We start from the raw sequence: 11,732 nt of genomic DNA on the forward strand, positions 1-11,732 counted from the left end.
ACATCAGCCTACGTGCAGTGATGGGCGTCTCCACCGCACCCCGCCGGGGGTGGGACGGGTCCTACGATGAAGACACACGACGGAAAGGCGCACCCATGTTCACGCTCGACCCCCACACCACCACCCCGGTGTACGAGCAGCTCGTGGAGTGCGTGCTGCGGGACGTCTCCGCGGGAGAGCTCGCGGTGGGCGACAGGATCCCGCCGGTGCGCGCGCTCGCCGCTGAGCTGGGTCTCGCCGCGGGCACCGTGGCCAAGGCCTACCGCGAGATGGAGACGCGCGGGATCATCGAGACGCGCGGGCGCAAGGGCACCTTCATCGCGCAGGGCCGTGACGAGCGGAACGACGCCGCGGCGCGCGCCGTCGTCGACTACCTCACGGTGGTCGCGGACCGCCTGCACTACTCCCCGCAGGAGTGCGTGGCGCTCGTGGAGCGCGCGCTGGACCGCCGCGCCCAGGGCTGACCGCCCCTGTGGCCGCCCGGAGTACCCGGGGCCCGATGCCCCGAGCTGCCCCTGTGCGGGGCTGACTGCGCCAGGGACTGCACCGCGGCAGGTGCCCCGTGCCGCCCGTGGCCGGAACGACGTCGCCCTGCCATCCACCGGTCACGGTGTCCAGCAGGGCGAGGCGCGGTCTGCAGTCGTGCGGGTGGCTCAGTCCTCCCGGTCCCGCCCGCCGTGGCGCACCACGAGCGAGAGCAGCAGCGCCGCGAGGCAGAACACGGCCAGGAGCATGAGGCCTACGAAGTAGGAGTTGTTCTCCGGGTCGTAGGTGGCGCCCATGACCAGCGGCGGGAAGTAGCCGCCCAGACCACCGGCCGCGGCGATCACGCCGCCCACGGTGCCCACGTTCGCCGCCGGCGTCGCCCGGCCCACCCACGCGAACACGCCGCCGGTGCCGAGGCCCAGGAACAGTGCCATGAGCAGGAACAGCGGACCGTACACGTGCTCGCCGCTGGGCTGGAACGCCACGAGCACCGCGCACACGATGGTCCCGGCCAGGGACAGCAGCGTGATGACCTTGGGCCCGAGCTTGTCCGCGAGGGTGCCGCCCACGGGGCGGGCGATCACGGCCGCGACCGCGAAGCCCGCGGTGCGGGTGCCGGCGGCGGTGGGGTCGTACGAGTAGACGTTGGCGAGGTACGTGGGCAGGTAGTTGGAGAACGCCACGAACGCGCCGAAGACCACGGCGTAGAGGAAGCACAGCTGCCACGTGACCTTGAGCTTGAACGCCGCCTTCAGCTTCGGCACCACCGGCTCCACGGGGACGCCCGCGCGCGCCGGGGAGTCACGCAGCATGAGCCAGCACAGCACCGCGCTGACGGCCACGATCGCGGCGATGATCACGTGCGTCGTGAAGTACCCGGTGGCCGCCACGAGCCGCGGGGTGAAGAACGCGGAGACCGCGGTGCCCACCATGCCGGCACCGAACACGCCCGTGGCGAAGCCCTTGCGGTGGGACTCGTACCACGCGGAGCAGAACGGGATGCCGATCGCGAAGACCGTGCCCGCGATGCCCAGGAAGAACGCGACCACCACCAGCAGCGGGAAGTTGTGCATTCCCCCCACCACGCCGGTGAGCAGCACGAGCGGCGCGGTGACCCCCAGGATCACCGTGAACATCAGCCGCCCGCCGAACTTGTCCGTGAGCGCCCCCACGGGCACGCGGGCGATCGAGCCCACGAAGATGGGCATGGCCACCAGGATGGCCGTCTGCCCCGGGCTCAGGTGCATCTCCGTGGCGTAGCGCTTGGACAGCGGCCCGATCACGGTCCACGCCCAGAACCCCACGGTGGAGGCCAGGGTGGCCAGCACGAGGTTCCTGAGCTGGCCCTGCTTCAGGTTCGGTGTCGCCGCGGCGACGGGGGCGGTGGACATGGTTCTCCTCGGTGGGTGCGGTGGGACAGGGCGGGTGTGGTGCTACTTGGCGCGCGTGGAACCGGAGCCTGTGGAACCGGAGTGCTCGCGCGGAGGGCGCGTGCGGCGTCGTGTGCCCGCGCGGTCCTGGGTGCCGATGGGCTCCCAGCCGCGCCGGATGTCCACCGAGCCCGCGCGGGGCGAGTCCCCCCGGGAGCGGTAGACGATGTACGGGCGGAAGAGGTAGTGCAGGGGCGCGGTGAACGCGTGCACCAGGCGGGTGAAGGGCCACACGGCGAACAGCGCCATGCCCCACAGCACGTGCACGTGGAAGCTCGTGGACGCGGCGGCCATGGCGCCCACGTCCGGCTGCAGGATCCACAGCGAGCGGAACCACGGGGAGACCGTCTCGCGGTAGTCCACGGTGGAGGGGTCGAACACGGAGAGCACCGTGGTGGCGAGCCCTGCCAGCAGGGCGCCCACGAGCATCACGTACATGAACTTGTCGTTGTTGGTGGTGGCCATGAACACGGGACCGGTCAGACGGCGGCGCACGATCAGCAGCACCAGGCCCACCAGGGTGCCCACACCGGCCACCGAGCCGATGGACAGCGCCAGGAAGTGGTACGCGTGCTCGGACATGCCCACGGCCTCGGTCCAGGACTTGGGGATCACCAGGCCCATGATGTGTCCCGCCAGCACGGCCAGGATGCCGAAGTGGAACAGCGGGGACGCGATGCGCAGCAGACGGGACTCGTAGAGCTGCGAGGAGCGGGTGGTCCACCCGAACTGGTCGTACTTGTAGCGCCAGATCAGCCCGCCCACCAGGGTCAGCATGACCACGTACGGCAGGACTCCCCAGAGCAGGATGTCGATCACGTTCACGGGTTTCCTCCGGTCATGGGCAGCAGGCGGGGGTCGTAGGCGTCCAGGCCCACTTCCTCGGTGGGCGGGCCGTAGCCGGCCATCCGGGCCACGGCGGACTCGTCCTCGGGCGAGGGCCCGGGCAGGGTGGAGCAGATCAGCTCCACCGCGCAGGCCTGGGGCAGCTCGTCCCGGACCAGCGCCAGGCGCAGCAGCTCCAGGGACGGGCGGTAGCGCTGCAGCAGCTCGAAGCCGTCCTCCGCGGAGACGCGCGCGGCGAACTCGAGCACCACGGGGAGGTGGTCCGGCAGCTCCTCGTCGCCGAACTCGCAGCCGTGGGAGCGGTAGACCTGCTTGAACGCGGACAGCGCCTCGCCGCGGCGTCGGGTGTCCCCGTCCGTCCAGTAGGTCAGGTGCAGGCTGTGGCGGCGGGAGAGGTCGAACTCCTGGACGTACTCGCCCTGGATCTCCCGCAGGTCCGGCCCGCGCAGCCATGCGGTCAGCGGCGCGATCCGCTGCGGGTCCACGCCCACCTCTTCGAGCGCACTCTCCAGCAGCGGCAGCTGCGCCACGAGCTCCGGGCTCGGGTAGCTCAGCAGTAACCCGGCGCACTGGCGCACCACCGCGGAGCGCTGCGGCGTGCGGTCACGGTAGCCGGGGACCTCCACGGTGCCCTTGCCAGGCTTGCCCAGCAGGTTCGCGAGCAGGCCCATCACCGGCCCCCGTCCGCGCCGGCGGTCCCCTGGTCCGGGCGGGAGCCGGGGTTCGACGACGTCGCCGCGAGGCTCGCCGCGGCCTCCTCGGCTTCCGAACCCTGGCCGATCCGGGCGGGGAACAGTCCGGACGGTGTGCCGTTGCCGTCCCAGTTCAGCAGGTTCACGCGCCCGGACAGCTGGTCGTTGCCCGTGGGGTCCTCCCCGCGCTGACGCGCCTTGAGCGCCGCGAAGTTCTCCACCGCCACGGGGGCGGGGCGCCCGGAGGCCTCCCCGAACACACCGGTCTGACCCATTCCGGGCCCGCCGTCCACGTCCAGGGAGCAGCCGATCTCCTCCAGGTTGTGGGCGTCCTCCACGTGCGCGGCGGGGATCACGTAGCGCTCGTCGTACTTGGCGATCGCCATCAGCCGGTACATCTGCTTGATCTGCGCACCGGTCATGCCCACCGCCTCCGCGATGCTCTCGTCCGGCTCGTCCCCGAGCGTGATGTCCCGCATGTACGCCCGCATGGCCGCGAGCTTGCGCAGCACGTCCGTGATCAGCTCGGTGTCCCCCGCGGTGAACAGCTCCGCGAGGTACTCCACCGGGATCCGCAGGGACTCGATCGCCCCGAAGAGGTTCTCCGGGTCCTCGCCGTCGTGGCCCTGTTCCTTGAGGAGGTCCACGATGGGCGAGAGCGGCGGCACGTACCAAACCATGGGCATGGTGCGGTACTCCGGATGCAGCGGCAGCGCCACCCGCAGGGTCTTGGCGAGCGCGTACACCGGCGACTTGCGGGCGGCGTCCAGCCAGTCCTCGGGGATCCCGTCACGCCGGGCGGCCTCGATGACCTCGGGGTCGTTCGGGTCCAGCATGAGGTCCAGCTGCGCCTCGTACAGGTCCTGCTCGTTCGGGGTCGCGGCCGCCTGGGTGACCTTGTCGGCGTCGTACAGGAAGATGCCGATGTAGCGCATGCGGCCCACGCACGTCTCCGCGCACACGGTGGGGATGCCCACCTCGATGCGGGGGTAGCAGAACGTGCACTTCTCGGCCTTGCCGGACTTGTGGTTGTAGTAGATCTTCTTGTACGGGCAGCCGGTGATGCACTGGCGCCAGCCGCGGCAGCGGTCCTGGTCCACCAGCACGATCCCGTCCTCGGTGCGCTTGTAGATGGCACCGGAGGGGCACGAGGCCATGCAGGAGGGGTTGAGGCAGTGCTCGCACAGCCGCGGCAGGTAGAACATGAACGTCTGCTCGAACTCGAACTTGATGCGGTCGTTCGCGTCCTTGCGCAGCTTCTCCACCACGGGGTCCAGGTGACCCATCTCGGTGGCGCCGCCGAGGTCGTCGTCCCAGTTCGCGGACCACTCGATCTTGGTGTCCTTGCCCGTGATCAGGGACTTGGGGCGCGCCACGGGGAAGTCGTCGCTCGCCGGAGCGTTGACCAGGTTCTCGTAGTCGTACGTCCACGGCTCGTAGTAGTCCTTCAGCTCCGGCTGCACCGGGGACGCGAAGAGCTGGGCCAGCTTCTTGAGCCGCCCGCCGGACTTGAGCTTGAGATTGCCCCGCTTGTTGAGCTCCCAGCCGCCCTTCCATCGGTCCTGGTCCTCGTAGCGGCGCGGGTAGCCCTGCCCGGGGCGGGTCTCCACGTTGTTGAACCACACGTACTCGGTGCCCGCCCGGTTGGTCCACGCCTGCTTGCACGTGACGGAGCACGTGTGGCAGCCGATGCACTTGTCCAGGGTCATCACCATGGCAACTTGCGACATCACACGCATCAGTACTGAACCTCCTGGGAACGTTTGCGGACCACGGAGACGATGTCCCGCTGGTTTCCGGTGGGCCCCATGTAGTTGAAGGCCCAGGACAGGTGGGCGTAGCCACCGATCATGTGGGTGGGTTTCACGAGGATGCGCGTCACGGAGTTGTGGATGCCGCCGCGCTTGCCCGTGGTCTCGGACTTGGGGACGTCGATCGTGCGCTCCTGCGCGTGGTGGACGTAGACGACGCCGGGCGGCATGCGGTGGGAGACCACGGCGCGTCCCACGAACACACCGTTGGTGTTCACGCACTCCACCCACTCGTTGTCCGAGACCTCGATGGCCTGGGCGTCCTGCGGCGCCATCCACACCGTGGTGCCGCCGCGCGAGAGCGAGAGCATGAACAGGTTGTCCTGGTACTCGGAGTGGATGGACCACTTGTTGTGCGGGGTCAGGTACCGCACGGCGATGGATAGCTCCCCCTTGTCGCCGAGCTGCGGCTCGCCGAAGAGCCGGTGCATGTCCAGCGGCGGGCGGTAGACGGGGAGCATCTCTCCCATGTCCTTGAGCCAGTCGTGGTCCAGGAAGAAGTGCATCCGCCCGGTCAGGGTGTGGAACGGCTTGAGGCGCTCGATGTTCACGGTGAACGGCGCGTACCGGCGCCCACCGGTCTCGGAGCCGGACCACTCCGGGGAGGTGATCACGGGCACCGGTGCCTGCTGGGTCTCCTTGAAGGTGATGAGCTTCTCCTCGGAGCCGCGGGCGAGGTCCGCCAGCGGCTTGCCCACCCGCTTCTCGAGGGTCTCGAAGCCCTGCGTGGCCAGCGCGCCGTTGGTGGTGCCGGACAGGCTCAGGATGGCCTCGGCCATGCGGGCGTCCGAGTCCAGGGCGGGCCTGCCCTCCGCCGCACCGGAGTCGAAGACGCCGTGCTGGCGGCCCAGCCGGTCCACCGTGGCGGAGACGTCGAACGTCACGTTCTTGGTGGTCAGCCCGAGCTTGTCCGCGAGCGGGCCGAGGGCCACGAACTTGTCCCCGATCGCCGTGTAGTCCCGCTCCACGATCTTCATGGGCGGCAGGTTCTTGCCCGGCACCGCGGGGATGTCCGTGCCCTTCCAGTCAGGGACGTGACCGCCCGGCTGGGCGATCTCCCCGGGGGTGTCGTGCTGCAGCGCGGTGGCCACCACGTCCTTGCGGGTGTCCAGGTGGCCCACCGAGAGCCGGCTGACCTCGTCCGAGAGCAGCTGGAACAGCTTCCAGTCCGTCTTGGCCTCCCACGGCGGGGTGATCGCCGGGGTGAACGCGTGCACGTACGGGTGCATGTCCGTGGAGGAGAGGTCGTACTTCTCGTACCACGTGGCCGCGGGGAAGACGACGTCGCTGAGCAGCGTGGAGGACGTCATGCGGAAGTCCGCGGAGACCAGCAGGTCCAGCTTCCCCTCGGGGGCCTCCTCCCGCCAGCGCACGTCCTGCGGCTTGGCCTGCGCGTGGTCCTCGCCGCGCACGCTGTGGTGCGTGCCCAGCAGGTGCTTGAGGAAGTACTCCTCACCCTTCGCGGAGGAGCCGAAGAGGTTGGAGCGCCACAGCACGAGCGTGCGCGGCCAGTTCTCCGGGGCGTCCGGGTCCTCGACGGCGAAGTTCAGCTCCCCGCTCTTGAGCTTCTGTGCGATCCACTCGGGTTCCGACGCCGCCTCGCCGCGTTCCACACCGGCGATCGCCGCGTCCGCGACGTCCAGCGAGTTCTCGTGGAACTGCGGGTAGAACGGCATCCACCCCAGGCGGGTGGACTGTGCCACGACGTCCGCCGTGTGCATGTTCTTCAGGTGTCCCTCGGCCAGCGGGGACTGCAGCGAATCCGAGGAGTAGCCGTCCGAGCGCCACTGGTCCGTGTGCATGTACCAGAACGCGGTGCCGATCATGAACCGCGGCGGGCGCACCCAGTCGTTCGCAGAGGCCATCGCGGCCCAGCCCGTGATGGGGCGGGCCTTCTCCTGGCCCACGTAGTGCGCCCAGCCGCCGCCGTTGCGGCCCTGGCAGCCGCACAGCATGAGCATCGCGAGGATCGCCCGGTAGGTGGTGTCACCGTGGTACCACTGGCAGATGCCCGCGCCCAGGATGATCATGGACCGGCCGTGGGACTTCTCCGCGTTGGCAGCGAACTCCCGTGCCGTGCGGATCACGGCCTCCGCAGGGACGGAGGTGACCTCCTCCTGCCACGCGGGGGTGTAGGGGGTGGCGGCGTCGTCGAGGCCCGCGGACCACTCACCGGGCAGGCCGTCGCGGCCCACGCCGTACTGCGCGAGCATGATGTCGAAGACCGTGGTGACCGTGCGCCCGGCCACCGTGGTGGTGGGAACGCCGCGGTGGATCACGGAGCCCACACCCGTGGGGTCCGTGAACGCGGGCAGCTCCACGGTGCTGACCCCGCCCTCGTAGCCCGCGGAGTCCGCCACGGACAGCGCCGGCAGGGTGTCCCCCAGGTCCAGGTTCCAGCGGCCCTCGTCCTGCTCGTTGTAGCGGAAGCCCATCGAGCCGTTGGGCACCACCGGGCGGTGGGTGTGCCGGTCCAGCAGCACCGTCTTGAACGCGGGGTCGGCCTGCCCCGCGGCGTCGTCGTCCCCCGCGGCCGCGAGGTCCTCGGCCGTCACGAACTTGTCCGGGACCACCGTGCCGTCCGCCCGCTGGTCCAGCGAGACCAGGAACGGGAGGTCCGTGTACTGCAGGACGTACTCCTCGAAGAACCGCACCCGGCGGTCCACGAAGTTCTCCTTGAGGATCACGTGGCCCATGGCCATCGCGAGCGCGGCGTCCGTGCCGGCCTGCGCGGGCAGCCACTCGTCCGCGAACTTGGTGTTGTCCGCGTAGTCCGGGCTCACCGAGACCACCTTGGTGCCGCGGTAGCGGACCTCCGCGAGCCAGTGGGCGTCCGGGGTGCGGGTCACCGGGATGTTCGAGCCCCACATCATGAGGTAGGTGGCATCCCACCAGTCCCCGGACTCCGGGACGTCCGTCTGGTCCCCGAGGACCTGCGGGGAGGCCACGGGCAGGTCCGCGTACCAGTCGTAGAAGCTGTTCATCACCCCGCCGATGAGGTTGATGAACCGCGCACCCGCCGCGTGGGACACCATGGACATCGCGGGGATCGGCGAGAACCCCGTGCACCGGTCCGGGCCGTAGGTCTTGATGGTGTGCACGTGCGCGGCCGCGGTCATCTCCACGGCCTCCTGCCAGCTCGCGCGCACCAACCCGCCCTTGCCGCGGGCCTCCTGGAACTCACGACGCTTGACGGGGTCGTTGACGATCGACTCCCACGCGAGCACCGGATCGTGGTGGAGCTGCTTGGCCTCGCGGTACATCTGCAACAGCACGCCCCGGATGTACGGGTAGCGCACGCGGGTGGGCGAGTAGGTGTACCACGAGAACGCCGCACCGCGCGGGCACCCGCGGGGCTCGTACTCGGGGCGGTCCGGACCCACGGAGGGGTAGTCCGTCTCCTGCGCCTCCCACGTGATGATGCCGTCCTTGACGTACACCTTCCACGAGCACGACCCCGTGCAGTTCACACCGTGGGTGGAGCGCACCACCTTGTCGTGACTCCAGCGGTTGCGGTAGAAGGCGTCACCCGCGCGACCACCCTCACGGAAGACGGCGCGGCCGTCCGGCGTCTCCTCCCACCGGGAGAAGAAACGTCCCATTTTCAAGAGCGCGTCGGATGCCGGTCCGTCGATCCCGGCCGGGGTCTGGGTGGTAGCCATACCCGAATGCTAAGCCCTTTTGGCATCGCGGCTGCGGATTAAATCGGGCGTGGCGATGTTCCCTAATTAGCGCTCTGACCTGCGGAAATACCACACACCTAGGTGACCTAATCGTCCGCCCGAACCGTGTTCGACCTGGTCCGGGCGGCATCTCGGGCCCGGCCGCGCGCCCGCTCAACCCGCGCGGACGCCGTCGGACCGCTCCCGCCGCCGCCCCTAGACTGGTGTCTCATGAAGTCGATCGTCGCGCCCCTCCTGCTCGTGGTCACCGCGGCCGTCCAGGCCATGGGGGTCTACCCGTACGTCCAGGACGGCATCACGCTCGCCGGGCAGCTGCTGTTCCCCATCCTCTTCGCGCTGGGCGCCGCCTACCTCGCGCGCAAGGGCCGCCCCGGCGTCTTCGGCACGGCCCACCTGCTGGTGACGATCCTCGCCGCGGTCCTGCTGGTGCTCTCCCTGGTGGGCATGAGCCAGCGGATCCCATCGCTGTACCCCACGATGATCCTGTACTACATCGCGTTCGTCCTGCTGGCCGTCGAGTGCGGGCTGCGGATCGCGGGCCTGCCCAAGAAGCCGCGCCCCGCGGACGAGGACCTCGAGCTCGACGACGCCGAGTCCACCCTCTGAGCCGTGGTCACCCCCGGCTCCGGTTCCGTTCCCGGTTCCCTGCCAGACCCCGCGTCAGAACGGGCCTGGCACGACGCCGCTGACGCCGGCACAGGGGACGACGGAGCAGCAGACAGTGCCCCCGGCGTCGAGATCCTCACGCGCTTCGACAGCATCGTGGTGGCCGGCGGCCGCTCCTCCCGGCTGGGCGGGACGCCCAAGGCCGGACTCCCGCTGCGGGGCTCCACGCTGCTGGCGCACACCGTCGAGTCTGTGCGCCCGTTCGGCACCGTGGTGGTCGTGGGGCCGGAGGACCAGCCGCTGCCCGAGGACGTGCTGCGCACCCGTGAGGACCCGCCCTTCTCCGGCCCGGCGGCGGCGATCGCGGCCGGAGCCGCAAGTCTCTCCCCCGTGGCCGCACGCGCTGCCTGGACCGCGGTGCTGGCGTGCGACATGCCCTTCGTGGACCGCGCCCTGCCGGCGCTGCGCGCGGAGGCGGCCAGGGCGGCGTCGTCGACGTCCTCCTCGGACGGAATGATCGCCGTCTCCGCCGAGGGGCGCCGCGAGAACCTGGCCGTACTGGTGCGCACGGAAGCCCTGGACCGCGCGCTCGACGCCGCGCCCACGACCGACGCGCCAGTGCGCTCCGTCTGGCGGCACCTGGACCTGACCGAGACGCCGGTGCCGGAGGACAGCACCGCGGACGTGGACACGTGGGATGATGTTCACAGGCTCGATCTGCACTGAATCAGCACGCTGAGGAGACATGATGCCCGGCCTTCCGCACCCGCACGACCCCGCCGCCCGCGAGGAGCACGAGCAGCACGGGGCCCACCAGGACACCGCCGCCCCCACCGTGAACTGGGCGCAGTGGGACGAGGCCCGGCGCATCGCCTACGGGCTCCCCCAGACGCTGCCCGAGATCCTGCTGCCGCTCGCGCAGTGCCAGGACGAGATCCTCGCCGAGTCCGTGACCGCCGAGATGCCCGTGCCGCACTACGCCTCCGCCGCCGCGGACGGCTGGGCCGTGGCCGGGGACGGCCCGTGGCGCATCCGCACCCCGCAGCCCGCAGAGACCGACGAGCGCCTGCTGCTGACCCTGCCCCCGGAGAAGCGGATGCTGCCCGTGGTGGAGATCGCGGCGGGCGAGGCCACCCACGTGAACACCGGCGACGCCGTCCCCTTCGGCACCACCGCGCTGCTGGAGGCCCACCGGGGGCACGTGGTCCCCGCGGACCCCTCCGTGGAGGTGCCGGCCGGCACCGAGCACGGCCGCAAGGCGGAGGAGGGAGACACCCTCGAGGACGCCACCCCCGCCGCTCCCCTGGTGAAGAACCAGGACGTGCGCGCCGTGGGCGAGGAGATCGAGCAGGGGGACCTACTGCTGCGCGCCGGGCGCAAGCTCAACCCCGTGCACCTGGGACTCGCCGCGAGCGCCGGGCACGACATGCTCCCGGTACGACGCCGCCCGCGCGTCACCGTGCTGCTCGGCTTCGCCAACGTGGTGGAGGACGGCATCCCCGGCCCGGGCGAGGTGCGCGACTCCCTCGGCCTGCAGCTGCCCGCCGTGCTGCACGAGCTGGGGGCGAACGTGGACCAGGTCCGTCGCGTGGCCGACGGCGCGCAGGGCACGGTCAACGCGCTGACGGAGTCCCCCATGGGAGCGAACTCGCTCCTGGACGCCCGCGCGGAGATCGTGGTCACCACGGGCGGCACCGGCCACGGCGAGGACGACCACGTCCGCCAGGCGCTCGAGGAGCTGGGCGCACACCTCGTCCTCGACGGTGTGGCCCAGGAGCCCGCGCACGGCGTGATCCTCGCCAAGCTGCCCGACGACGGGCCCGTGGTGCTCGCCCTGCCCGGTTCACCGCTGTCCGCGATGACGGGTCTGCTCACCGTGGGCCACGCCCTGATCTGCGGCGCCACCGGGGACGCCCTGCCCACCACCCGGCGCGTCACCGCCGGTGCGGCGCTCGGACCCACCGGCAGCACCCGCGTGATCCCCGCCTACCTGCAGGACGGGCGGGTCATCCCCGAGCCCGCGGTGGGCCCGGCGATGCTCTCTGGACTCGCCCACGCGGATGTCCTCCTGGTAGTCCCGGAGGACGGCATGCACGCCGGCCAGGACATGGAGGTCATCCCGCTGCCCTGGCGGGTGTGACCGGCGCGGCGACGTCGTCGCCTCGCCCTGCCGCCGCA

9 protein-coding genes are annotated in these 11,732 nt (G+C 70.7%); 4 read left to right on the forward strand and 5 right to left on the reverse strand.

What is annotated here, in order from left to right; all coding sequences use genetic code 11:
* Positions 1-95: 95 nt before the first annotated feature.
* Positions 96-464: a GntR family transcriptional regulator gene (locus tag B3G12_RS03780; RefSeq protein ID WP_144943268.1), complete on the forward strand. Its 369-nt coding sequence runs from the start codon at positions 96-98 to the stop codon at positions 462-464.
* A gap of 189 nt (positions 465-653) precedes the next feature.
* Here B3G12_RS03780 and B3G12_RS03785 read toward each other — a convergent pair whose 3' ends face one another.
* The 5 genes from B3G12_RS03785 to B3G12_RS03805 are packed head-to-tail and all read right to left on the reverse strand — an operon-like array spanning position 654 to position 8,927.
* Positions 654-1,877 (reverse strand): MFS transporter, encoded by a 1,224-nt coding sequence (locus tag B3G12_RS03785; RefSeq protein ID WP_055083596.1) that lies wholly within the window; start codon positions 1,875-1,877, stop codon positions 654-656.
* A gap of 42 nt (positions 1,878-1,919) precedes the next feature.
* Positions 1,920-2,741 carry a respiratory nitrate reductase subunit gamma gene (narI, locus tag B3G12_RS03790; protein ID WP_144943269.1) on the reverse strand — a complete coding sequence of 274 codons (822 nt, stop codon included), beginning with the start codon at positions 2,739-2,741 and terminating at the stop codon, positions 1,920-1,922.
* Complete coding sequence (gene narJ / locus B3G12_RS03795; protein ID WP_144943270.1) at positions 2,738-3,433, reverse strand: nitrate reductase molybdenum cofactor assembly chaperone; 696 nt, start codon at positions 3,431-3,433, stop codon at positions 2,738-2,740. Before narJ ends, narI begins: the two co-directional genes overlap by 4 nt.
* Positions 3,433-5,193: a nitrate reductase subunit beta gene (narH, locus tag B3G12_RS03800; RefSeq protein ID WP_290499193.1), complete on the reverse strand. Its 1,761-nt coding sequence runs from the start codon at positions 5,191-5,193 to the stop codon at positions 3,433-3,435. Before narH ends, narJ begins: the two co-directional genes overlap by 1 nt.
* Positions 5,193-8,927, reverse strand: coding sequence for a nitrate reductase subunit alpha (locus B3G12_RS03805; RefSeq protein WP_290499194.1), 3,735 nt, complete (start codon positions 8,925-8,927; stop codon positions 5,193-5,195). The genes narH and B3G12_RS03805 overlap by 1 nt, the downstream gene beginning before the upstream one ends.
* 231 nt (positions 8,928-9,158) lie before the next feature.
* On the opposite strand from B3G12_RS03805, the gene B3G12_RS03810 reads away from it, so the two are divergent.
* The 3 genes from B3G12_RS03810 to B3G12_RS03820 are packed head-to-tail and all read left to right on the forward strand — an operon-like array spanning position 9,159 to position 11,694.
* Positions 9,159-9,554, forward strand: a complete 396-nt coding sequence (locus B3G12_RS03810; protein ID WP_094393455.1) for a hypothetical protein — start codon at positions 9,159-9,161, stop codon at positions 9,552-9,554.
* A gap of 3 nt (positions 9,555-9,557) precedes the next feature.
* Positions 9,558-10,280 (forward strand): molybdenum cofactor guanylyltransferase, encoded by a 723-nt coding sequence (gene mobA / locus B3G12_RS03815; RefSeq protein WP_244944835.1) that lies wholly within the window; start codon positions 9,558-9,560, stop codon positions 10,278-10,280.
* Between the two features lie 19 nt (positions 10,281-10,299).
* Positions 10,300-11,694, forward strand: coding sequence for a molybdopterin molybdotransferase MoeA (locus tag B3G12_RS03820; RefSeq protein ID WP_290499195.1), 1,395 nt, complete (start codon positions 10,300-10,302; stop codon positions 11,692-11,694).
* Positions 11,695-11,732: the final 38 nt, after the last annotated feature.

This window comes from Kocuria sp. UBA5001 (assembly GCF_002398425.1).
Lineage (GTDB): Bacteria > Actinomycetota > Actinomycetes > Actinomycetales > Micrococcaceae > Kocuria > Kocuria salsicia.